This window comes from Bacillus cereus group sp. MG20 (assembly GCF_040459885.1).
Classification (GTDB): domain Bacteria; phylum Bacillota; class Bacilli; order Bacillales; family Bacillaceae_G; genus Bacillus_A; species Bacillus_A cereus.
In genome coordinates this window covers 3,888,571-3,910,767 of the sequence record NZ_JARVHF010000001.1, presented here as the reverse complement: position 1 = coordinate 3,910,767, position 22,197 = coordinate 3,888,571, and the positions used below count along the sequence as shown (strand labels likewise).

Below are 22,197 nucleotides of genomic sequence, written 5' to 3'. Positions count from 1 at the left end.
TTTTTATAAAGGAGAAATCATGTATGATACAACGTAACCATATTTTATATAACCAGCCCCGCGCTCATACAGTCGGTAATGTAGAATATATAAACAATGAATGGGTATTCTTTGATGATGAAAATGATGAAGCATTTTTATTAGAAGATATTGCCGAAGATGGTTTTGAGATTTTATATAACAACAACTGGCTACCAGCTCGTTTCTATGAACAAGATATATTACAAATCGCCAACGAACAGCACCACCTGCAAAACGGGGAAATGATACGTATTCGAAAAAAATTACTTCTTAGCTATAATGAATGGCTCGAGGAATTACCTGACTCTGTGTTCACATTATTAACCGAATCATTGCAATCACTTCACTACTCTTTATATGATTGCATGTATTGTCATAATTATTTATCTTTCTTACCGAAAGAGGAGTCACGCGAAGGAGTAAATATTCTTTTGTTTGATAACGAAGAGATGATCTGTACACTACAGCATCATTTCGTCCGTCACACTACATCCAATAAAAACATGTTCCGTTTTACGAAAGTAAATGGAGAAGAGTTGCATATCGATGCGACATAAAAAATAAAAACCACCTTATCTCCCAAGTCTTTGAGATTATAAGGTGGTTTTATTTTTATTTGAATACGTACCAGCCAAGTGGCAATTTCAGTCCTAAGTATAGTACTGCTACTAGCGCAACAATAAATAAGCCCCAAACCGCCCCTGTTGGTTTGTTTTTGCTCATTTTCACAAGAACCATTTCCATTCCACCGATAACTAAAATACCAGCTAACATTTTTAAGCCATACCACATGTGCATGCTACCTGTTGCTGTCTTCACAATACTCATGTACAACATGAAGCCTGTCACAATAATGATGATATACATTAGGCGAAGCCCCATATGTACACCTTTACCTTTTCTTCCTGCTGAATAAAGTGAATACGCAACGAAGAATAAAATTAAACCTAACGCCCATGCTGTAATATGCATATGTACCATCGTATCCCTTACCTCCTCTTTTCACACTTTTTCACTCTATATGATAACATGTTCATTTATTTTCAGGAAATGTTTCGCTTTTTTACATTTAAATGCTATAATATTTAGAGTATTTACAAACTTCTTGTAATAACAAAAGGGGGAACAATCATGATTCAAACTAAGGATATTATCGAACTTACAGACACATATGGAGCAAATAACTATCACCCACTTCCAATCGTTATTTCTAAAGCAGAAGGTGTTTGGGTAGAAGATCCTGAAGGAAACCGCTATATGGACTTATTAAGTGCATATTCTGCAGTAAACCAAGGTCATCGTCACCCGAAAATTATTAACGCTTTAATTGACCAAGCTAATCGTGTTACGTTAACTTCTCGTGCTTTCCATAGCGATCAATTAGGTCCTTGGTACGAAAAAGTTGCGAAACTAACTAATAAAGAAATGGTACTTCCAATGAATACAGGTGCTGAAGCTGTTGAAACTGCAATTAAAACAGTTCGTCGCTGGGCTTATGATGTGAAGAAAGTAGAAACAAACCGTGCTGAAATCATCGTTTGTGAAGATAACTTCCACGGACGTACAATGGGTTCTGTTTCTATGTCTTCAAATGAAGAGTACAAGCGTGGATTTGGTCCAATGCTTCCTGGCATCGTTGTAATTCCTTACGGTGATTTAGAAGCATTAAAAGCCGCAATTACACCAAACACAGCAGCATTCATTTTAGAGCCAATTCAAGGTGAAGCAGGAATTAACATCCCACCAGCTGGTTACTTAAAAGAAGCTCTTGAAGTATGTAAAAAAGAAAACGTTTTATTCGTAGCAGATGAAATCCAAACAGGCTTAGGCCGTACTGGTAAAGTATTCGCTTGTGACTGGGACGATGTAACTCCTGACATGTACATACTTGGTAAAGCCCTTGGTGGCGGTGTGTTCCCGATCTCTTGTGTTGCAGCAAACCGAGACATTTTAGGTGTATTTGAGCCAGGTTCTCATGGTTCTACATTCGGCGGTAACCCACTTGCATGTGCTGTTTCTATCGCAGCTCTTGAAGTTTTAGAAGAAGAAAAATTAACAGAGCGTTCTCTTCAATTAGGAGAAAAATTAGTTGGGCAATTAAAAGAAATTGATAACCCAATGATCACTGAAGTTCGCGGTAAAGGTTTATTCATCGGTATCGAATTAAACGAGCCAGCTCGTCCTTACTGTGAACAACTAAAAGCAGCTGGTCTACTATGTAAAGAAACACACGAAAACGTAATTCGTATCGCACCACCTCTAGTAATCTCTGAAGAAGATTTAGAGTGGGCATTCCAAAAAATTAAAGCTGTATTATCGTAATAATAGAGAGGTTGTCCAACATGTTGGGACAACCTCTTTCTTTTTATATTCAATTATATTAAGATGAAATTGTAATTTTCTGTATTTTAAATTCATAAAGGAGGTGCGATATGCTACTAAGATATGGTAAATATATTAACTATTTAGCTACAGCGTTTATTTTAGTTACATTCTTTAGTTTCCTACTTTCCACAACATGGCTTCATTACTCAACTCCTACTACACTCACACTACTGAAAGTATCATTTTGGACTGCTGTTATTCTTACTATTATTGGATTTGGACGAGAAAAAAGCGCACTTGCGGTTATATTATTTGGCATTTGTACACTTGCATTAATTGGTCTTTACACTTTTGCCGTTATCGATTATCTCTATAATCCGAGACCATAGAAAAGAGCTATCTTTATACAAGATAGCTCTTTTCTCATTTCACTACATTTCGCAAAGTACCAATTCTTTCCACTGTAATGACCACTTCATCACCAGCATGTAAAAACCTCGGTGGTGTAAAACCTTTTCCGACACCAGCCGGCGTTCCTGTTGCGATAATATCGCCTGGTTCTAAAGTCATTCCTTTGCTTATCGTTGAAATAATTTCTTCTATTGAAAAAATCATTTTATTTGTGTTGGAAGTTTGCCTTACTTCTCCATTTACTACCGTTTCAATGTGTAATGAATTCGGCGTTTCAACCACCGATTTATGAATTAAATACGGTCCCATCGGACAAAATGTATCGAAGCTTTTCCCAAGGAAAAACTGTTTATGTTTTCTTTGAATGTCTCGAGCTGTTACATCATTTATAATCGTATAACCAAAAACATGCTCAAGCGCTTTTTCTTTTTTAATTTGCTTCCCTCGCTTACCAATAATGATAGCTAGTTCTCCTTCGTAATCTAGTTCGTCCGTTGCGTGAGGGTGACCATTAATTTGCTCATTTATGCCAATAACTGTTGTTGGTGCTTTCGTAAAGATCATTATATTTTCTGGAATAGACTCTACTCCGCCCATTTCTACCGCATGCTCACGATAGTTTTTTCCAACGCACAAAATATTCTTTCTTGGCCTTGGAATCGGCGCTAATATTTTCACCTCTGTTAACGGATAATACGCCGCTTCCCCGTTCTCTTTTGCCCAATTTACAATTTCACATACTTTCTCAAAACATTCAGTCCCTCTTTCAATACACTCTAACATTGTAATAGGGATTGTAACCTTTTCCCCTTTTTGTCTTTGCGCTTCTCTTAAGTGTAATACCTTTTCTTCTTCTTCATCCACAATACCTACAAATACCTTTTCTTCTTTCTTCGCCGTTACAAAACGCAATATTTCCACTCTCCATCCTAAAACTCATACCCTTTAATTGTATTCGCATCCGCAAGAAAAAAACCTTCTCATGCACGCTAATTTTTACAATATTCTTCTCGCATCTTATTCATTATTTAGCATAAAATGTAGAAATTTTACTTTTTTTAGCGAAGGCATTTCTTTTTTATGATTTTTTTGTATAATATGTACTACATATATACTAAAAATTTCATTTAGAGATGGAGCCGATTTCAATGTTTGAGCAAGCTATTGAAAAAAAACGTGAAAAAATGATCTATTTTGCTGAACGCTATGGAATGACTTCTCAAAGAACAGTGGATTGTAGCCAAGAACTGGACAGGCTCTTAAATGTAATTTGTCATGTACATACGGATTTACACCCTACTCAAACGTTCAACACACACACGCAATAACGCGTGTGTTTCTTTTATTTCAAAAAAACACACATTTTATTGGAAACGCCCATACAATAGTAGAAAAGAAAATTTTAAAAACGAAGGGTGTTTTGTATGCCAGCTATGGTCGGACATATTCGTATCGTCAATATTGGATCAAGTGGTATTTTTCATATTGGAGATGTATTTGCGATTAGGCCTATTAGTTACTCACGTGCTTTCGCCGGGGCCGGTTCTTTCAACGTTGGAGATAATGTTTCTGTCTACAATTATCAAAGTGCAACGACTGTCAACGATTCAGATGTAATCGATCAAGCGATAATTGGCTCAACTTAAAGGAGGCAATTGAATTGAATTTTTATGTAAACCAAAGTATCATCATCAACAGTATTAAAATTGATAGCATCACAACCTCTTCTGTATTCCAAATTGGTACTGCCGGAAGTATTAAAGCCCTATCTAAATTTTCAAATACAGGCGGATTTACGGAGCCACTTCGCCCATTACAGGCAAAAGGACAAATTATTTCTATCAAACCATCAACTAGTTCTTCTTAAGACATCCTTGTCATAAATATATAGCAGGAATATTTTTACCCTCCCTATTGAAAAGGAGGTTTCACAAATGAATCAAGATATATATACTTACTTACACCAACTCCAACAAGCTCTTCAAACACAACAAGCAGCCATCCTGAATTTAGAAGATCAAGTGCGACAACTCCAAGAAGAGCTTAACGAATTAAAAAATCGCCCCTCCTCTTCTGTAGGAAAAGTGGAATACAAATTCGATCAATTAAAAGTCGAAAACTTAAATGGTACTTTAAATATTGGTTTAAATCCATTTTCAGCAAAAGGACAACAAATTGAAGATTTTCAAGTGGATACAGAAACATTGAAGGTAAATCCTGAAACCGAAACAAACCCAGACTTTTATCAAGGTATCCTTCAAGAAATGCATCGATACTTAGATGAAGAAGCATATAATCGTATTCTACATTTTGAACAAGAAGAGAGAACACCGCTTGATGAAATGTATCGACAAATGATGGTGGATGACATAAAAAAACAGATGGAGCATCGACTCCCTTATTATTTATCACAAGTTCAATCATATGAAGGTATTTCAACAGATCCAGATTATTTACGAGATATCATTATTCAGGCAATGAAACAAGATATTGACAAAGCCTTTCTCTCCTTTATTCAGCACATACCGGGAAATTTCCGAAAGGAGTAAGTATGTATGAACCTTAACGTTGTAAACCGTGAGTTAAAAGTCGGACAGATTAAAATGAACGGTGTATCATCGTCCGCACTCTTTTTAATTGGAGATGCAAATCTCCTCATTCTATCTTCTATTCTCGATACACCATTTGAAACAGTTACAGAGGGTCCATTTGTACCATTAGTAACAGATGTCCCTCCTACTCCAGGTTAAGGAGACTGAGAAATTATGTTGCATCATGTGTCCATTGTCCAAAATGTTTCTATTATTTCTTTAGGGATTACTGCCGTATTGCAAGTTGGAGATGCAAACCAAATGGAATTAAAAAGTAGAGCTCTTGCCGTCCACCGTGAAATTCCTTGTTATATAAGGGGAGAAGGTCGTTTTGATGCTTTTGAAATCTTTACAGATGAACACATTACAATTCCAAAACGAACGACAGATGTAAAATTAAATATTGTAAATGAATGCCCTTTTATTGAAGTTAATAACGTTGAATTACGGACACTTTTAAATTCTGGTTGCTTTCAAATTGGAAATGTTGATTATGTTTTTAATAACTCTCGTATTATGCAAATCCGCCAATATATTACAGATGAACCTTCCGCACAATAATTCATATAGTAATTAAAAAGCTTAGTAAAGTAGGTGGATGGTATGCCTTCGGTTGTAGGAAATCTCGTCGTTCAAAACAGTAACGGCTCTTTCAACTTAGGAGATTTTTATAACGTGTCTCCGAAAGAAAACACGAAAGCCTATAACGGATCTGGAGCTTCCAATGTTGGGTTTGTTGTGAATACTTTTAGCGGTGTTAGTGCAACAAATACGTTTGATTCTGATGTGGCGGATCAAGATCAGATTGGAACAGCGTAAAAAAGTAGGAGATATTCTCCTACTTTTTTCTTTTATCTAATTCAAATTATTAGAATGAAATTTTAATCAGCAAGAGCTTTACTGTTCACAAATAGTAGTATAAACAAGTAAGTAGTGAAGAGGCACTATTTCATTTTATTTAAATGATAATCCGCTCTCCTCCAAAGCTTGTCTAAGCTTCGGCAAAGACGCAGGTCCCATACCATGCAGTTTTAATATTTCTTTTTCACTATATTTTGAGAGTTCTTCTACAGTTTGAATTCCGTGGTGCTCTAATGCTCTTCTTGCTGGTGCTGAAAGAAGAGAGAGAAAACCTTGTTTTGGTTTTCTCTCTTTCTCACAGGTTGGGCAAGTTGGACAATCGCTACTTTTATAATACTCGTGTCCCTGTTCACAAGTTCTTAACGTTGTCATTTTTTATAGCCCCTTTCTGTCGTCTATCCTTCAATATTTACAACGTGATTCCCATCAAAGAAGTATAAACATTTCTCTTTGACAGGATGTTGTAAGCTTTTCTCAAGTGCTTTTGCATATAACGAAAGTTGCACTTTATATCGATCTTCTAAAATTGGTTTTGCTTGTTCGAATCCGCCTGGGAATTTCCCTTCAATCGTATCTGTTTTGAAGTCGATTAACGTAATGCCATCTTCCTCTTCAATCATGCAGTCGATAACCCCTTGGACAAGAATCGTTTCTTCACTCTTCCCTTGCCAATCTTGATATGCTTCTTCTGCTGCAAGCATCATCGTAAATGGTACTTCACGCTCTACACTTTTTGCCGCTAATACCCTTTTACCTAAGTCACTGTCAAAGAATGAAATTACTTTTTCAATTGCTATTTCTTCCGCCTGCTCGAATGTTAATAATTCCTTATTTACCATTCCTGCGATTTGTTCTTGTAGCGTTTCGGCCGTAATCGGTTTCTTCAAATCTACATGCTGCATAACGGCATGGACTGCTGTTCCACGCTCTGCGTACGTTAACCCTTTTTTCTCCATAAAGCGCGGACGTGTTTTAATTGGTGCACGTAGTTTTTTAATAAAGGCGTTATCGCTACCTTCTTCAGATTGATAATTTCTCTTTATTTCTGTAACAGATTGCTTCGCACGATGAGATGTCGCATCCTCATATCCGTACTTCCACATTAATCTGTCGTACACTTCTTCTTTCCGTTCACTTTGCAGGGGAACAGCCTTTTTTTCACGAAGCGCTTCTAACAATTCTTGTTTCTCTTCTTGAACTGGCTCTGGTGCAAGTAGCGTGTTACCGTCCACAACTTCTACTTTCCAGCTAGTGTCATACCCGTAAATTTCATCCGGAATGCTTCCTTGTCCTAATTCAAAAAGCATTTCACTATCACGATGTCTATATAATGAAGGTGCAATCCAGTCTAAATAACAAGACGCTCCGGCACGTATGTGATCTGGTAATAACCATTCATTATGTTCCCTCGCATCAAGCCATTTTTCCATTTCCTTATTTGCATCCTTAACTGTTCCGATTAAAATTAACTTCTCTTTCGCACGCGTTAACGCTACATATAATACACGCATTTCTTCCGCGATTAATTCCATTTTCATTTTGCGTTTAATTGCAAGTTGCGATAATGTCGTATATTTAATTCGTTTACGCGGATCGATAAATTGTGAACCGAAACCGAAATCTTTATGCAGTAAGAAACGCTTCATTAAGTCTTGTGTATTAAAACGACGACCGAGTCCAGCTACAAATACGACCGGGAACTCTAGCCCTTTACTTTTATGAATCGTCATAATGCGAACAACGTCTTCTTGTTCACCTAGGGCTCTCGCCGTACCCATATCATCACCGCGTTCTAAAATACGTTCAATAAAACGTAAGAAGCGGAATAACCCTCTAAATGATGTTGCTTCATATTGTCTTGCACGGTCATATAGTACCCGTAAGTTTGCTTGTCTTTGCTTTCCTGCTGGTAAACCGCCAACGAAGTCGTAATAACCTGTCTCACCGTACACTTTCCAAATTAAATCAGAAAGGGATTGTTGACGGGCAAATTCACGCCATCCTTGCAGTAAATTATAAAACCACTCTAATTTATCATGAAGTTCTTGCTCTTCTTCAAGCGGTGCTCCTTTTAAGAACGAGCTCATTACTTCATAAAATGACCCTTTCTTCCCATGAGCACGAAGCGTCGCAAGGTCTTCATCATTTAGTCCCACAATCGGTGAACGAAGTACAGCTGCAAGCGGAATATCTTGCATCGGATTATCAATAACGCGGAATACGTTCATCATAATATTTACTTCTGTCGCTTCAAAATAACCAGTCGCAAGGTCAGCATATACTGGAATTCCTTGCAATTTTAACTCTTCCATAATTTGCGGCGCCCACGGCATCGAGCGGAGTAAAATAACGAAATCACGGTATTGTACAGGGCGCATACTATCCGTTTTACGATCATACACTTCATAACCTGAATCAACCATCGCTTTAATACGCTGCGCCATAAGACGAGCTTCTAGCTGTGCTTTTTCGACTTCTGCACCTTCTTCTCCATCCATTACTTCTTCTTCCGTTTGCTGAATACATAATAGCTCTGCCGCTACATCTTCACCTTCTGGATAGCTAGCACCTAGCTTTAATTCAGCGTCAGCATCGTAATCGATTTCCCCAACTTCTTCGCCCATAATTTGTTTGAAGATGAAGTTCGTTCCTGCTAGCACTTCATGACGACTACGGAAATTTTTCGCTAAGTCAATCTTCATTCCGCCGCCCGATCCTTCTTGCGTAAAGCGTTTATACTTTCCTAGGAATAAGCCTGGTTCGGCTAGTCGGAAACGATAAATTGACTGCTTTACGTCGCCAACCATGAACAAGTTTCCTTCACTCTCAGAATCTTTCGTTACAAATTTAATAATGGATTCCTGTACAAAGTTCGTATCTTGATATTCATCGACTAACACTTCAGCAAATTTATTACGATATTGAAGCGCTACTGCTGAAGGATTCATTTCACCATTTTCACTTTGTTCACTTAAAATTTGTAAACAGAAATGCTCTAAATCTGTGAAATCGACCATTCCTTTATCTCGCTTCATCGCTTGGAAACGCTCTGTAAATACTTTTACAAGTTGAACAAGCTTTTCTAATACTGGGTGCATATCTTGAAAATCTCGTAAGAAACTTTCAGGTTTGCGGCTAAATAACTCTTCTTGTAATTTCTTCACTTCATCTTTCGCTTTATTACGAAGAGAGTCTACTTGTTTTACAACATCTTCATTGTAATCACTTTTCTTAATACGCTTTAACGTTTGCCACGATACGTTTTGCATCGCTTCATACAAACTTGTCCACGACTCACGAGCAGCTGATGATAGCGTTCCAAGTAGAGCTACATCTGCTTGCAGAGTTTCAATGCGAGGCGCTGGACCGTCAGGAAGCATCGCGAGTTCAGTTGCCTTACGAATATGCTGTTCCGCTGTTTCAAGCTGGAATTTCACATCTTCTAATAAATAAGAAGCATATACTAAATCCTCAATTGTCTTTCCTTCTACGTCATATGCTTCTACTAATTTATCAAGCCATTTTTCCGGATTTGGATGCGCTCTTGATTCTGTATGAAGCGCTAAAATCATACGTTGTAAGTCATCATCACTACGGTCACTCGTATAACGATCAACGAGTTCAAAGAATATCGTATTATCTTCGATGCCATACTCTTCTTCTAATATGTCATCTAACACTTCTTCTTTTAACAATTCATTTTCTGTTTGATTCGCAATACGGAAACGAGGATCAACATCAAGCATGTAGTAATATCCTCTAATAACTTGTAAACAGAATGAGTGAATTGTTGAAATGGAAGCTTTATTTAATAGGCTCAGCTGCTTTCTTACGTGTTGAGAGCCTGGTTCATCAATTAATACTTTTTCTAACGCTTCCCCGATTCGGTTTTTCATCTCTTGCGCTGCTGCATTCGTAAATGTTACAACGAGCAGGCGGTCGACATCGACTGGATTCTCTTCATTAATAATCTTTTTAATAATACGTTCAACTAATACTGCTGTTTTACCTGATCCAGCTGCAGCCGCAACTAAAATATCACGTCCGTTAGCTACAACAGCTTTCCACTGGTCATCTGTCCATTGACTACCTTCTGGTTTTTTAGGCCAATTTTCTATCATTCTCCGCCAACCTCCTCTCTTATTTTCTCCATCGCTTCGCTATCTTTCATATCTTTTAACGATCGGAACTGATTATCTTCAAGTGACTCATCAAATTGACAAACAGATTTGAAGTTACAGAACGTACATGCTGCTTTATTTCCCATTTTATAAGGAGCAATATCGATAACACCTTCTGTAATATCTTTTCCGATATTTTCAAACGTATGGTGTACATATTTTTGCAGTACGTTAAACTCTTGCTCACTTGCAATACTTGAACGCGCACTAAAGCTACCGTCTTTTTTCAGGCCAGCAGAAATAATATCTGAACTTCCTGTTGAAAGTTTGTTATCCATTAAACGAACAACGTCAGCATCTCCTAATACGAGTCCTTTCATTTTAAATTTCTTTAAAATTTCTTTTTCAATTTCAGCTTCAGATGCGTCACCTTTCATCTCAACGATTGGGTTATGAATATGGAAATACAATACACCAGCTGGTGATGCTGCGTGGCCTTTTTTCATCCACGTCTGTGCATTCGAAGTAACAACATCTAAATACGTTAACATTTGAAGTGCTAATCCGTAATACACTTCCGTTAAATCTAACGCTTTTGAACTTGATTTATAATCAATAATACGTAAGAACGTCCCGTTTTCATCTTCTGCCTTATCAACACGGTCAATACGACCGACTACTTCCATCTTCACACCATTTGGTAATGAGAATTCCATTGGCGGAAGTGATCCTGTACCACCCATACCGAACGGCACTTCTAAATCAACTGGTACGAATCCGCTTGACTTCGCATGTTCACGAAGAATGATTGACGTACGGAAAATGATTTGTTGTAGTTTTTGTTTTAAATAGAAATGACGGTTTGAGCTTAATAAAATTTGTCGTTGTAATAACGGCGCAATTTCTTCTATTACTAAAACAGAAAGATGCTCACACTCTTTTATAGATAAATCCGCCCAAGTACGGTTTTCACGCAATAACTTGTCCGCAATTTTCTTTAATGCCGCATGGAATAATTCGCCGATGTCTGGCGCATCAAGCTTGAAAATATCACGCTCTCTAAGCGATAAACCGTGCTGCGCAAAATGAGCGTATGCACAACGATTAAATAGTTCCATACGAGAGACGCTTCCTTTAATTATATCTCCGTATAAATCTCTACTTACTGCTGTACTTAGTTTCTTCGCACGATTTCGATAGAATAAACTTGATAAGACGCGGCTACTTTTTTGTTTCCATTCATCTGAAGTTACGTAGAAATTATATACGTCCCACCAAAAGTCTAAATTCCCTTCAAATCCGTATCGCTTCCACGTTTGTAGTTGCTGCATAACGTAAGATAACGTTACTTCTGGCGTTGCTACATATGAAATTTGTTCTGAACGTGATAAATCATTTACATCATTCGTAATAAATGAATCTTTCACATTAGGGAACATTCTTTTTATTTTCTTAATAAAGCTAGACGCAAGTAACGTCTTTCCTTCTTCATCTGCAAGCGGGCATGAAATGTATAACTTCTCAGATGCTCTCGTTACCATTTGATACATAACGAACTGTTCTTCTAACAAAGTTTGTCTCGTCGTTGGCGCTAATTCAATCCCTGCCGCACCAAGAACTTCTCTTTCCTCATCAGAAAGCATACCTTCATCCATAGGTGTTGCTGGAATGACACCCTCATTTACACCTATAATAAACGTTGCTTTCACGTCAGATAACCTGGAGTGATCAATATTAGCAATTAACACTTGGTCTAATGACGGCGGAATGTTAGCAAATTGAAGTGCCTCAAGACCTGTCGACATAACGTCAGTAAACATAGAAAGAGACATTTTCTCTTCCCCAAGCATCTCTACAAATGTATCAAGAAGGCTCATTACTTCTTCCCATACTTGTTCATGATCTGTCGCAAATAAGAAATCTCCACTTTCTTCTGCACGTATACGTAATTCTTCTAGTTTCTTCGGAACATCCAGTTCTTCTAAAAACAAGTAAACTGCTTCACACATTTGCATAACTGTTCCTGCACGCTTTAACCTTTTTTGCATGCGAATAACAGGTGTTCTTACAACGTCACGTAGCCTATTTATTTTCTCTTCCATTTCACGTTCACTGTCTGTAATCATCCCGTTCGTATCATCAAGAGAACGATAACGGCGATACATCCATGGATCTTCAGCAGTCCATCTCTTTCCTTGTACACCGTACGCTAAACAGTAATTTTCAAATTCATCCATTTCTTCACGCATCACTTCTTTTCTTACGTCTAATGGATATAAAAGCTCTGTTTTCACGCAACGGAACACCGCATCATAACGCCAATTCCCACTAATAATCTCGAGTGCAGAACGAATACATTCTACCAATGGGTGGTGTGACATCGGGCGCTTTTCATCGATGAAGTGCGGGATATTGTAATCTGTAAATAACGTTCGCATCACATCGTAATAACTTTCCCCATTACGAAGAAGCACTGCAATATCTCGGTAACGATATTTTTCATCCGCAACAAGTTTACGAATTTCACGAGCAACACCTTCTACCTCCGCTCGTAAATTCGCAGCTGTACTAATCGTTACACTCGCTTCACCGTTAAATTTTTCATTCGGACGCGCTTCATAATGAGCTTCTAAATGCGCTAATGCTGGAGAATGAAAACGCGGCTGTTCCATAAGTGGAATTGTTTTTTCAATTTCTATTTTCTCTTCACGCGCTACTTGTTTTATTTTTTCATACGTTAACGTCGTTTCATAAAATAAATCGAGTTCATTTACTGGCTGTGCTAACGTTTTTTCATCTATCGTTAACGTGATCGTAACTTTCGCTCCGCAAATCATAAGCTGTCTTACAATCTCTAACTCTTGCGGGGAAAATGAATGAAACCCGTCTATATAAATTTCCGCACCATTTACATATTCAGACTGCGGAAGCTTTTCCACTAGCAATTGCAGGTAGTCTTCTGAATCTAAGTATTTTCCAATTAAAGCACGTTCAAAATCATCGTATAGTAACTGTAAATCATACACTTTATTCGCTAGTAACTTTTGTTCGGCACTGCTACTATGCGCATCTAATTGTTGCCACATTTCATATACGTTAGATGGCGTTACATTGTAACGTTTAAACTCTGCAATCATACTGCCAAGATGTTCAAAGAAACCGTTTTGCTCCGCTGCTTTTTGGAACACCGATAATCCATCTTTACGAGACTCTACAATTTTACGGAGTAACATATGTACACCAGTTTCATCAATATGAAGACGACTCGCTCCGCCAACTTCTTGTAGTACCTTCCACGCTAATCGTGAAAAACTAAAAACTTGTGCCCGAATAGAACCTCTTACATCCTCACTTCCAATTAACGCCTGCTGCGTCTGGAATGTCATCTGTTCTGGCACAAGATATAATATTGTTTTCCCTCTCGGGCGTTGTTTTAACTCTTCTTGCACTTCGCATAAACAAAGTGTACTTTTTCCACTTCCCGCTCTACCAATCACAAATCGAAGTGACATGTAACCCCACCTTTCACTTACATAACGAACGTTAGTTTGCTACTATAATTGTATTATAGTACACGAAAAAAGACAAACTGAGTTGTTTGTCTTTTCTATACTTCTACTTCATTATATCAACCTTTTGAAAAATTCGTTTGCACCTCTTGAATTGGCCAATATCGCAAATCAACTTTACCGACAACTGTATCAGCTTTTACAAAGCCAAAGTGTCTACTATCCCAGCTCCCGAGCCGGTTATCACCTACTACAAAAATAAACCCGGGTGGCACCAGCTTTTCTTTCGTTAACTCTTCTAATGTAAAGTCGCCTGTTAGTTGCCTTCCATTTATCTCTTTCTTATACTTCTCTAAATAAGGCTCATCAATAAATTGACCATTTATATATAACTTATCCTGCTTATATTCAATATGATCTCCAGGTAAACCGATAATCCGCTTTACATAGTCCTCTTTTTTATTCGCATGAAATACCACAACGTCAAATCTGTTCAAGTCCCCAACTTGATAACTCACCTTATTTACAACTAGCATATTGCCATCTTGCAATGTCGGCATCATTGACTTCCCCTCTACAACATACGTTGAAAAGAAAAACGTTCGAAAAAATACAGCTAATAATACACCAATTAAAATTGTTCGTATCCACTCTATGCCTTCTTTTTTCAAAGTTTTCTTCATCTGCTTCTCCCCTTATCCTTTAATACTGAAGCTTTCCTTTACAAAGAAGACTATTCTTAATGTAGTTCTAACTTTACTTCGATTTTCTTACCGACATACCATAAAATAAAAATACCAATCGCTACAATGACTGATTTCACCGGATTATGAATAAATGACATTAAATCATGACCGATATACGTTAAAATAAAAATCATCACAAGTTTTCCGAATGCTAACGCTAGACCAAACTGTTTTACACTAATTCGGGATAAACCAGCGACAACATTTATGAGCGCTGACGGTGTAAACGGAAAACAAAATATAACAAAAATCGGTGCGAATCCTTTCCTTTCAATCCACCCCATTGCTTTTCGTACTCTCTCATGCTTATTTACAAACGAAAAGAAACGACTGCGACCAAAATGGCGGATGATGAAAAAGACAAGTAATGCACCCATTACTGATCCAAGCCATGAATAAAGAAAACCGAGCCAAAAGCCAAATGCAACAGCATTCGCCAGTACAAATACGATAAGCGGTAATGCTGGAATCAACGCCTCTATCATCGGTAAACCAATACCAAGAAGTGGTCCGAACGCTTTATAACTCTCAACAATATGATCCATATTTTCTGGTGAAAAATACTCTTTGATTGTCTGAAAATCCATTCTACACTTTACCCCTTTACTCTAAATACTATCCCTACTGTATCATTGCTTATATGAAAGAGGAAATGGTAGATACGACATATGGAGATGTATTTATTAAAGTTTCCATATCTTTCATAAGAATTCCTTCATTATTTAGCTATGATAATCTATCAATATTCGACAGGACGTGTCGTTCGTTTTGTTATTTAGATTGTTTTTTGATTTTTTCGGTAAATGAAATTACACTGGTGATTTTCTAATATATCGCCTTACCTACAAAGACTGACTGACAAACAAAAAAAGAATGGGGATTCCCCCATTCTTTCACACTTCGCCTTCTTTCACAAAATACACACTCTCATAAGCGGGTCTTAATGTTGATTCCTCTTTTTTATCAACCTCTTTAAAACAAGGGCTCCCTTGTTTTTTCCTACGATCTTCATATTCAGTACGTAATTTCGCTGTACGATTTTGTTGATTTTCAAAACTAGTTTTTGATATTTCTAATTTCACAGCAAAGCCATTTATAAATCTAATAATAAGATTTCCATCTTTTAATTCTTTATTACTTTCAATATAAAAATGAGACAACCAAGCGCACTCTTTTCTAGAGTAAGAATAGGTAGGGAAAAAATAAAGTTGATCTGCTGGACTAATCGCAATCGGTGCTTTATGTGTAATATGAGTTAACTCTTTCGTTCCTTCTTTTCTGCCTAAGAAACTAGAGCCATGCTTGCGGCAACTTCTTTCTATAATATCTAGAGGTTTTTGAAATACGAAAAAAGAATCATTCATTTCAACGACTCGCGTAACAATTTTCTTTTCACTTAGAATAACAGGAAGTAAGGCCATCGTATTTTTCGTTACAACATAATTTTCGACATAGCGTTCCACTTTACTTTCCATACTCCATTATCTCCTTTTTTCCATTTATATTAGCAGCTGCATATATAATTTTAGCATCTATGAAAAGGAAATAGCTTACAAGTTCCGCTTTTTTACAATTTTTTATCATTTATCAAACATTTGTTAAATAATAAAATCACGATATAGTAATGATTTAATTTTAAAGTTATAAAAACAGCATTTATACTACCTATAAATATTTATTATCCCTTCCTATTTTCACATCATTAAAACAATTAACTTTGCTATAATTAAAATATAAATCCAATATATGGAGGGCCACTATGGAAGAAAAAGAAATCCAACCATCAATTCAAATGAAAAATAGTAGCGTCATTATCGTGAAAAACTCAGCTAGTATTATATTTGGTTTATTCTTCATTCTGCTATTCTTTGCTAAACCGTTTCGTAAATCAAAATGTCCAGAATGTAAAAAACGTGAGAAGAAAAAATCAGGGCAAGAACAATAAAAGGCCTTCCTTTATGGAATGCCTTTTTACATTTGTAGTATCATTTTATTTATTCTTCTTCACCCTAAAAAAAACTATATTTTCTTCCAAGGTTCTCTACATCTTTTTTGATTTGTAATATGATCCTTATCTAAAACATGAGAAAAAGTATTTGTACTTGTTACTCGCTTTTAATTTTTATTAATAACTTCAAATTTGTACACCTTTATCCATCACTAATAATTCGTTAATTAGTTAACTTTATAATATAAGTTTTGTATATAATTTCATTCAAAAACACAATATATAAGTGGCTATTTATAATTACATTGCTTTTTATCGAATTCCAAAAAGGAGCTGTATACTATGGATAAAAAAAATCTATTAAGCCAGCAGGTTAATAGCATCCCCTCAGATGCTCTGAATACCCCTAGTAAGGAACAAGAACAACTGTTAGAAACATCATCTCAAAACGTACAAAATTCCAACAACAACACTAACAAAAAAGATGTTACTCAAGGTCTATCTGGAAAATATTTCCCCATTTCAACAGAGAATACAAATTTATAGTTATTTACTATCATACGCAACAAATGCTCTTGCTGAACTAATTCTTCTACAGAAACTAATACGCATTCCCGGTGATTTTTCACCAGTTTTAACATAAAAAAAGAGATTTAGATATAAAAACAGGCTCTGGAAAAACTTTCTCCACAACAAAAAAAGGATGGCATTAGCCATCCTTTTTTCCATCATCAACTATAAAATTATAGTTTGATTACGTTTTTAGCTTGAGGTCCACGGTTACCTTCTTCGATTTCGAAGCTAACTTTTTGACCTTCTTCTAGAGATTTGAAACCGTCAGTTTCGATTGCAGAGAAGTGTACGAATACGTCGTTTTCGCCTGGAACTTCGATGAAACCGAAGCCTTTTTCGTTGTTAAACCATTTTACTTGTCCTGTTACTGCCATAATTATTTCCTCCTAAGAAAATACAAATTTTAAATTTTTTAGTCTTCCTGTCTAAAAAAAGAATCCACACATTATCAAATACGAAACATAAACTAGTTCTCACATACTTTTTCTCGTTCGTTTCCAGCACTTGATAACATATGGATTGCTTAATTTAACTATTCAACTGACATCATCATAGCACATTAAAATAAAATGTACAATCTTTTTCGAAAATAGAATTTCTAATTTTTAGTATTTCTTATAAAATATACTTATCTCTATTCTAAATAAGGGGGAGTTTATGACCAATAAAATTTCTAGAAAAACATTAAAAAGAATTGAAGAGGATATTGAAAATAATAATCTTGGAAAAGCAAGAGATAGATTGCATGGCCTCATCTTTACATACCCAAATGAATTACATCTTCGAAAACAACTCGGAGATATTTATTATAAATTACAATATCCAGAAATGGCTGGACGTTACTGGTATCTAGAGGAGCATAAAACAGACATTATGCATGAATCATGTTTATTATTTGAAAAATCAATGGGAAATAGTCCTCATCATATTGCACGTGCTTTAAAGTTTAAAGGCGATTCTAACCATATAAAAAGTTTGTATAAAGAGCAACCTTTATCTTCAGTGCAGAAGAAAGTAGCAGAAGAGTTAATTTATGAGTATAAAGAAACATGGCAAGATAAGCTAGTCCCTTTTGGCTGTCTAGCATTGCTTGCTTCCCTTCTCTTTTCTGCCATTGTTGGTCTATTCACTATTTGGAATTGGATTTTTTAATTATAGGGGGAATTTTTACATGTCAAACTACGATAACGAAGAAAAGCTAACAGGCGGAAACGTTTCGAACGTATATCGTTCTAAAAATACTGTTCGTCGAGAGTTAAAGCCAGATAGTGCAAAGATCCATAAGCTATTACACCACTTAGAAAACAAGGGATTTCATCATGCGCCAAAGTTTTTAGCTGTAGATGAAAAAGATAGAGAGATTTTATCCTTTATTGAAGGAGAAGCTGGCAATTATCCTTTAAAAGAATATATGCGATCTAATGATGTATTAAAAGAAATCGCAAAGATGCTCCGCCTTTACCATGATGCTGTAAGTGATTTTCCTTTATTAGATGATTGGAAACCGATGGATCACACGCCAAATAACATTGAGGTTTTATGCCATAATGATTTTGCCATATATAATATTATTTTTAATAATGAGAAGCCAGTAGGGATTATTGATTTCGATGTTGCTGCTCCTGGCCCAAGACTATGGGATATCGCTTATACACTTTATACTTGTGTGCCTTTAAGTAGAGTATATTATACAGAATCCGGTGAAGCCGTTCATTATGATTCACCGCAACATGCAGATCGTATTAAAGAGAGAGTCAAATTGTTCGTTCAGTCCTATGGTAAAAATATGGATGAAGATTACTTAGGAATGGTGTTGCTTCGATTAGAAGGGTTATGTACATATATGAAACGAAAAGCACAAGAAGGCGACTTGAATTTCCAAAGAATGATTGATGAAGGACATCTAGAGCATTACGAGAAAGATATGAAGTTTATTCGCGATCATAGAGCTGAGTGGAGTTGATTTAGTAATAAAGAAAAGTTAGTATCGTTTTTTTTCCGATAAATCGATATTTCTTTTCGAATCGTTTAGAAAATAACAAGGGGCACCTTTCAAAAAGGTGCCCCTTCCTTTTATTTCGTAAACTGTGCTTCTTCTGTAGATCCTTTTAACGCTGTCGTTGATGAAGTTCCGCCTGTAATCACTTGTGCCACTTCATCAAAGTAACCTGTTCCTACTTCGCGTTGATGACGTGTTGCAGAGTAGCCGTGTTTTTCAGCTGCGAATTCTGCTTGTTGTAGTTCAGAGTATGCTGCCATGCCGCGCTCTTTATAGCCACGTGCTAGTTCAAACATACCGTAATTTAATGAATGGAATCCAGCAAGCGTTACGAATTGGAACTTATAACCGTAAGATGCGATTTCCTTTTGGAAGCTCGCAATTGTTTTTTCATCTAGTTTTTGTTTCCAGTTGAATGAAGGTGAACAGTTATATGCAAGTAGCTTTCCTGGATGCTCCTTATGAATTGCGTCCGCAAATCGTTTTGCATCTTCTAAATTTGGTTCCGACGTTTCACACCAAACGAGGTCTGCATACGGTGCATACGCTAAACCACGCGCAATTGCTTGATCAAGACCTGCATTCGTACGGTAAAATCCTTCTGGTGTTCTTTCTCCTGTAATAAATGCTTTATCAACAGGATCGATATCGCTCGTAATTAAATCAGCTGCATCCGCATCTGTTCTTGCAACGATAATTGTCGGCACTCCCATTACATCTGCTGCAAGACGTGCAGAAATTAAATTGCGTACTGCTGTTTGCGTTGGTAGTAGTACTTTTCCGCCTAAATGGCCACATTTTTTTTCTGAAGATAATTGATCTTCAAAATGCACACCTGATGCACCTGCTTCAATCATACCTTTCATCAGTTCGAATACATTTAATTGCCCACCAAATCCAGCTTCTGCATCTGCTACAATCGGTACGAAATAGTCTGTATCATCGCTTCCTTCCATATGCTGAATTTGATCCGCACGTTGAAGCGTTTGATTAATTCGTTTTACTACAGCAGGTACGCTGTTCGCTGGATATAAACTTTGGTCTGGATACATATGTCCAGAAAGGTTTGCATCAGCTGCTACTTGCCAACCACTTAAGTAAATCGCTTTTAACCCAGCTTTTACTTGTTGCATCGCTTGGTTTCCTGTTAATGCGCCAAGTGCGTTAATATAGTCTTCTGTATGAAGCGATGTCCAAAGCTTCTCAGCACCACGACGCGCTAACGTATGTTCAATATCAATTGACCCGCGCAGGCGAATTACATCTTCTGCCGAATATGGACGTGTGATCCCTTTCCAACGCTCATCTAATTCCCAGCTTTCTTGTAACTTCTCGATTCTTTCGTTTTTCATTTGTTCCATCCCCTTTTCATTTTTTATAAAATTTCATAACCCGGTAATGTTAAAAATGGTACGAATTCATCATTTCGAACGAGATTTGTAAACAACGTTGTCGCCTCTTGGAATCTCCCTTTCTTAAAGGCTTCCTTACCAATCTCTCTTTCTATTTTTGCTAATTCTTCTTCTTTTAGCTCTTCCATTAATTCAAGCGTAATATTACGACCATCATTTAGTTTTCCACCTTCATGACGAATCCATTGCCATACTTGTGCTCTTGAAATTTCAGCAGTTGCCGCATCTTCCATTAAGTTATAAATGGGTGCTGCTCCCCGTCCGCTTAACCAAGATGCAATATATTGAATACCTACACTAATATTCATGCGAAGGCCCTCTTCTGTAATCGTTCCCACCGGTACCTCTAGTAAATCGTTTTCTGTTACACATATTTCTTCACGTTTTCTAAAAATTTGATTCGGTGTTTTCATAATGTGATTAAATACTTCCATTGCAACCGGTACAAGTCCAGGGTGGGCAACCCAAGTCCCGTCATGACCGTCTAAAGCTTCGCGCTCCTTATCAGCACGCACTTTTTCAAAAGCTGCTTCATTTGCTTCTGGATTATTTTTAATCGGAATTTGTGCCGCCATTCCTCCAATTGCTGGTGCATTACGGCGGTGACATGTTTGAATTACTTTCAAAGAATACGAACGCATAAATGGCGCCGTCATCGTGACTTGTGCTCTATCTGGTAGTAAGAATTTATTATGATTACGGAAACTCTTTAAAAAGCTAAAAATATAATCCCATCTTCCGCAGTTTAAGCCAGCAGAATGATCTTTTAGCTCATATAAAATTTCATCCATTTCAAACGAAGCGTGAATCGTTTCCAGTAACACAGTTGCTTTAATCGTTCCATTTGGAATGCCGATATATTTTTGAGCAAATACGAATACATCATTCCATAATCTCGCTTCTAAATAACTTTCCATTTTTGGTAAGTAAAAGTATGGGCCGCTTCCTTTTGCTAAAAGAGCTTTCGCATTATGGAAAAAGTACAAGCCGAAATCTACTAAGCTACCCGACATATTCTTCCCATCAACTTGCATATGCTTTTCCTCTAAATGCCATCCTCTTGGACGTACAATGAGTACAGCTGTTTTCTCATTTAATCTATATTCTTTCCCTTTATCATTTTTATGTGAAATCGTTCCCTTTACTGCATCTCGTAAATTGATTTGACCTTCAACTGCGTTTTCCCAAGTTGGTGCATTCGAATCTTCAAAATCCGCCATAAAAAGATGCGCTCCTGAATTTAAAGCGTTAATGACCATCTTTCTATCTACCGGTCCAGTAATCTCTACGCGGCGATCCTCTAAGTCTTTTGGCAGCTTGGCAATTGTCCAATCCGCTTCACGTATGTGTTTTGTTTCTTCTAGAAACTTCGGAAACTCCCCTGCATCAATTCTCTTTTGTTTTTCTACACGTTTTTGTAAAAGTTCTATGCGGCGCTCATTGAAATTCTCATGTAGTTCCTTCAAAAAACTAAGCACCTCAGGTGTCAATATTTCGTTGTACGCTGGTAACATTTCTCCAACGAGTGTAACCCGTGAAGTTTGCGTCGACATATTAGCATCCCCTTCTTAAACTGTTTTATAACAGATTTGATTTCATGTTTTATATTATATAACAAATCTTCGGAAAAGGAAGTTTTTTTCGAAAATTCATTTCATTTTTTTTCAAAACGCCATTCTT

The 22,197-nt window shown here is 36.8% G+C and carries 25 protein-coding genes; 14 read left to right on the top strand and 11 right to left on the bottom strand.

All coding sequences use genetic code 11. The features are described 5' to 3' along the window. Positions 1–23: 23 nt before the first annotated feature. Positions 24–578 carry a DUF2777 domain-containing protein gene (locus QCI81_RS20055; protein ID WP_000616066.1) on the top strand — a complete coding sequence of 185 codons (555 nt, stop codon included), beginning with the start codon at positions 24–26 and terminating at the stop codon, positions 576–578. 55 nt (positions 579–633) lie between these two features. Here QCI81_RS20055 and QCI81_RS20050 read toward each other — a convergent pair whose 3' ends face one another. Continuing rightward, positions 634–1,002: a YisL family protein gene (locus QCI81_RS20050; protein WP_000233495.1), complete on the bottom strand. Its 369-nt coding sequence runs from the start codon at positions 1,000–1,002 to the stop codon at positions 634–636. A gap of 150 nt (positions 1,003–1,152) precedes the next feature. On the opposite strand from QCI81_RS20050, the gene rocD reads away from it, so the two are divergent. Together rocD and QCI81_RS20040 are read left to right on the top strand one after the other, a co-directional pair. Beyond that, positions 1,153–2,343 (top strand): ornithine aminotransferase, encoded by a 1,191-nt coding sequence (gene rocD / locus QCI81_RS20045; protein ID WP_071731598.1) that lies wholly within the window; start codon positions 1,153–1,155, stop codon positions 2,341–2,343. A gap of 110 nt (positions 2,344–2,453) precedes the next feature. Further along, positions 2,454–2,735 carry a hypothetical protein gene (locus QCI81_RS20040; RefSeq protein WP_071731597.1) on the top strand — a complete coding sequence of 94 codons (282 nt, stop codon included), beginning with the start codon at positions 2,454–2,456 and terminating at the stop codon, positions 2,733–2,735. 34 nt (positions 2,736–2,769) lie between these two features. Here QCI81_RS20040 and QCI81_RS20035 read toward each other — a convergent pair whose 3' ends face one another. Beyond that, complete coding sequence (locus QCI81_RS20035) at positions 2,770–3,669, bottom strand: fumarylacetoacetate hydrolase family protein (protein ID WP_071731596.1); 900 nt, start codon at positions 3,667–3,669, stop codon at positions 2,770–2,772. Between the two features lie 236 nt (positions 3,670–3,905). On the opposite strand from QCI81_RS20035, the gene QCI81_RS20030 reads away from it, so the two are divergent. From QCI81_RS20030 to gerPF, 7 genes are all read left to right on the top strand, one after another. After that, a complete protein-coding gene (locus tag QCI81_RS20030) occupies positions 3,906–4,085 on the top strand; it encodes an aspartyl-phosphate phosphatase Spo0E family protein (protein WP_000462857.1) in 180 nt (59 codons plus the stop codon). Positions 4,086–4,181: 96 nt separating this feature from the next. Then, entirely contained in the window at positions 4,182–4,403 is a 222-nt protein-coding gene (gerPA, locus tag QCI81_RS20025; protein WP_001111187.1) for a spore germination protein GerPA, read from the top strand. Between the two features lie 14 nt (positions 4,404–4,417). Further along, complete coding sequence (gerPB, locus tag QCI81_RS20020; RefSeq protein WP_001012508.1) at positions 4,418–4,624, top strand: spore germination protein GerPB; 207 nt, start codon at positions 4,418–4,420, stop codon at positions 4,622–4,624. Between the two features lie 67 nt (positions 4,625–4,691). After that, entirely contained in the window at positions 4,692–5,306 is a 615-nt protein-coding gene (gene gerPC / locus QCI81_RS20015; RefSeq protein WP_001070761.1) for a spore germination protein GerPC, read from the top strand. Between the two features lie 6 nt (positions 5,307–5,312). Beyond that, the gene (gene gerPD, locus QCI81_RS20010) at positions 5,313–5,507 is read left to right on the top strand and encodes a spore germination protein GerPD (protein ID WP_001052807.1); all 195 of its coding nucleotides are present in this window, start codon (positions 5,313–5,315) and stop codon (positions 5,505–5,507) included. A 15-nt stretch (positions 5,508–5,522) separates the two neighbouring features. Then, on the top strand, positions 5,523–5,909 hold the full coding sequence (locus QCI81_RS20005) for a spore germination protein GerPE (RefSeq protein WP_000902329.1): 387 nt from the start codon (positions 5,523–5,525) through the stop codon (positions 5,907–5,909). 42 nt (positions 5,910–5,951) lie between these two features. Next, positions 5,952–6,167, top strand: coding sequence for a spore germination protein GerPF (gene gerPF / locus QCI81_RS20000; RefSeq protein ID WP_001141570.1), 216 nt, complete (start codon positions 5,952–5,954; stop codon positions 6,165–6,167). Positions 6,168–6,302: 135 nt separating this feature from the next. Here gerPF and QCI81_RS19995 read toward each other — a convergent pair whose 3' ends face one another. The 6 genes from QCI81_RS19995 to QCI81_RS19970 form a co-directional block, all read right to left on the bottom strand. After that, entirely contained in the window at positions 6,303–6,581 is a 279-nt protein-coding gene (locus tag QCI81_RS19995) for an RNA polymerase alpha subunit C-terminal domain-containing protein (RefSeq protein ID WP_071731594.1), read from the bottom strand. 23 nt (positions 6,582–6,604) lie between these two features. Then, positions 6,605–10,330 carry a helicase-exonuclease AddAB subunit AddA gene (addA, locus tag QCI81_RS19990; protein ID WP_071731593.1) on the bottom strand — a complete coding sequence of 1,242 codons (3,726 nt, stop codon included), beginning with the start codon at positions 10,328–10,330 and terminating at the stop codon, positions 6,605–6,607. Then, positions 10,327–13,842 carry a helicase-exonuclease AddAB subunit AddB gene (gene addB / locus QCI81_RS19985; protein ID WP_071731592.1) on the bottom strand — a complete coding sequence of 1,172 codons (3,516 nt, stop codon included), beginning with the start codon at positions 13,840–13,842 and terminating at the stop codon, positions 10,327–10,329. The genes addA and addB overlap by 4 nt, the downstream gene beginning before the upstream one ends. 116 nt (positions 13,843–13,958) lie before the next feature. Further along, entirely contained in the window at positions 13,959–14,522 is a 564-nt protein-coding gene (gene lepB, locus QCI81_RS19980; RefSeq protein ID WP_023521412.1) for a signal peptidase I, read from the bottom strand. A gap of 56 nt (positions 14,523–14,578) precedes the next feature. Next, positions 14,579–15,172 carry a TVP38/TMEM64 family protein gene (locus QCI81_RS19975; RefSeq protein WP_000347517.1) on the bottom strand — a complete coding sequence of 198 codons (594 nt, stop codon included), beginning with the start codon at positions 15,170–15,172 and terminating at the stop codon, positions 14,579–14,581. Positions 15,173–15,478: 306 nt separating this feature from the next. Further along, positions 15,479–16,060, bottom strand: coding sequence for a competence protein ComK (locus QCI81_RS19970; protein WP_000444444.1), 582 nt, complete (start codon positions 16,058–16,060; stop codon positions 15,479–15,481). 284 nt (positions 16,061–16,344) lie between these two features. Between QCI81_RS19970 and QCI81_RS19965 the strand changes: the two genes are divergently transcribed. Both QCI81_RS19965 and QCI81_RS19960 read left to right on the top strand, forming a co-directional pair. After that, complete coding sequence (locus QCI81_RS19965) at positions 16,345–16,530, top strand: hypothetical protein (RefSeq protein WP_000391373.1); 186 nt, start codon at positions 16,345–16,347, stop codon at positions 16,528–16,530. A gap of 345 nt (positions 16,531–16,875) precedes the next feature. Then, positions 16,876–17,079 carry a hypothetical protein gene (locus tag QCI81_RS19960; RefSeq protein WP_071731591.1) on the top strand — a complete coding sequence of 68 codons (204 nt, stop codon included), beginning with the start codon at positions 16,876–16,878 and terminating at the stop codon, positions 17,077–17,079. A 197-nt stretch (positions 17,080–17,276) separates the two neighbouring features. Here QCI81_RS19960 and cspA read toward each other — a convergent pair whose 3' ends face one another. Further along, positions 17,277–17,480 carry an RNA chaperone/antiterminator CspA gene (gene cspA, locus QCI81_RS19955; protein WP_000301519.1) on the bottom strand — a complete coding sequence of 68 codons (204 nt, stop codon included), beginning with the start codon at positions 17,478–17,480 and terminating at the stop codon, positions 17,277–17,279. A gap of 283 nt (positions 17,481–17,763) precedes the next feature. On the opposite strand from cspA, the gene QCI81_RS19950 reads away from it, so the two are divergent. Both QCI81_RS19950 and QCI81_RS19945 read left to right on the top strand, forming a co-directional pair. Then, positions 17,764–18,258 carry a DUF6584 family protein gene (locus QCI81_RS19950; protein WP_006924944.1) on the top strand — a complete coding sequence of 165 codons (495 nt, stop codon included), beginning with the start codon at positions 17,764–17,766 and terminating at the stop codon, positions 18,256–18,258. Positions 18,259–18,277: 19 nt separating this feature from the next. Beyond that, positions 18,278–19,069 carry a phosphotransferase gene (locus tag QCI81_RS19945; RefSeq protein WP_071731590.1) on the top strand — a complete coding sequence of 264 codons (792 nt, stop codon included), beginning with the start codon at positions 18,278–18,280 and terminating at the stop codon, positions 19,067–19,069. 110 nt (positions 19,070–19,179) lie between these two features. On the opposite strand, the gene aceA is transcribed toward QCI81_RS19945, so the two are convergent. Further along, entirely contained in the window at positions 19,180–20,457 is a 1,278-nt protein-coding gene (aceA, locus tag QCI81_RS19940) for an isocitrate lyase (protein WP_000787346.1), read from the bottom strand. 23 nt (positions 20,458–20,480) lie between these two features. Next, positions 20,481–22,070: a malate synthase A gene (gene aceB, locus QCI81_RS19935; RefSeq protein WP_048537986.1), complete on the bottom strand. Its 1,590-nt coding sequence runs from the start codon at positions 22,068–22,070 to the stop codon at positions 20,481–20,483. Between the last annotated feature and the right edge of the window lie 127 nt (positions 22,071–22,197).

Excerpts from the sequence above, each read along its gene's own strand:
- addA (WP_071731593.1), bottom strand. The coding sequence starts at position 10,330 with ATGATAGAAAATTGGCCTAAAAAACCAGAAGGTAGTCAATGGACAGAT.
- addB (WP_071731592.1), bottom strand. The coding sequence starts at position 13,842 with ATGTCACTTCGATTTGTGATTGGTAGAGCGGGAAGTGGAAAAAGTACA.
- rocD (WP_071731598.1), top strand. The coding sequence starts at position 1,153 with ATGATTCAAACTAAGGATATTATCGAACTTACAGACACATATGGAGCA.
- gerPA (WP_001111187.1), top strand. The coding sequence starts at position 4,182 with ATGCCAGCTATGGTCGGACATATTCGTATCGTCAATATTGGATCAAGT.
- gerPC (WP_001070761.1), top strand. The coding sequence starts at position 4,692 with ATGAATCAAGATATATATACTTACTTACACCAACTCCAACAAGCTCTT.
- QCI81_RS19960 (WP_071731591.1), top strand. The coding sequence starts at position 16,876 with ATGGATAAAAAAAATCTATTAAGCCAGCAGGTTAATAGCATCCCCTCA.
- gerPF (WP_001141570.1), top strand. The coding sequence starts at position 5,952 with ATGCCTTCGGTTGTAGGAAATCTCGTCGTTCAAAACAGTAACGGCTCT.
- QCI81_RS19945 (WP_071731590.1), top strand. The coding sequence starts at position 18,278 with ATGTCAAACTACGATAACGAAGAAAAGCTAACAGGCGGAAACGTTTCG.
- QCI81_RS20055 (WP_000616066.1), top strand. The coding sequence starts at position 24 with ATGATACAACGTAACCATATTTTATATAACCAGCCCCGCGCTCATACA.
- QCI81_RS19975 (WP_000347517.1), bottom strand. The coding sequence starts at position 15,172 with ATGGATTTTCAGACAATCAAAGAGTATTTTTCACCAGAAAATATGGAT.
- cspA (WP_000301519.1), bottom strand. The coding sequence starts at position 17,480 with ATGGCAGTAACAGGACAAGTAAAATGGTTTAACAACGAAAAAGGCTTC.
- aceB (WP_048537986.1), bottom strand. The coding sequence starts at position 22,070 with ATGTCGACGCAAACTTCACGGGTTACACTCGTTGGAGAAATGTTACCA.
- QCI81_RS20005 (WP_000902329.1), top strand. The coding sequence starts at position 5,523 with ATGTTGCATCATGTGTCCATTGTCCAAAATGTTTCTATTATTTCTTTA.
- aceA (WP_000787346.1), bottom strand. The coding sequence starts at position 20,457 with ATGAAAAACGAAAGAATCGAGAAGTTACAAGAAAGCTGGGAATTAGAT.
- QCI81_RS20030 (WP_000462857.1), top strand. The coding sequence starts at position 3,906 with ATGTTTGAGCAAGCTATTGAAAAAAAACGTGAAAAAATGATCTATTTT.
- QCI81_RS19995 (WP_071731594.1), bottom strand. The coding sequence starts at position 6,581 with ATGACAACGTTAAGAACTTGTGAACAGGGACACGAGTATTATAAAAGT.
- lepB (WP_023521412.1), bottom strand. The coding sequence starts at position 14,522 with ATGAAGAAAACTTTGAAAAAAGAAGGCATAGAGTGGATACGAACAATT.
- gerPD (WP_001052807.1), top strand. The coding sequence starts at position 5,313 with ATGAACCTTAACGTTGTAAACCGTGAGTTAAAAGTCGGACAGATTAAA.
- QCI81_RS19970 (WP_000444444.1), bottom strand. The coding sequence starts at position 16,060 with ATGGAAAGTAAAGTGGAACGCTATGTCGAAAATTATGTTGTAACGAAA.
- QCI81_RS20050 (WP_000233495.1), bottom strand. The coding sequence starts at position 1,002 with ATGGTACATATGCATATTACAGCATGGGCGTTAGGTTTAATTTTATTC.
- QCI81_RS19950 (WP_006924944.1), top strand. The coding sequence starts at position 17,764 with ATGACCAATAAAATTTCTAGAAAAACATTAAAAAGAATTGAAGAGGAT.
- QCI81_RS19965 (WP_000391373.1), top strand. The coding sequence starts at position 16,345 with ATGGAAGAAAAAGAAATCCAACCATCAATTCAAATGAAAAATAGTAGC.
- QCI81_RS20040 (WP_071731597.1), top strand. The coding sequence starts at position 2,454 with ATGCTACTAAGATATGGTAAATATATTAACTATTTAGCTACAGCGTTT.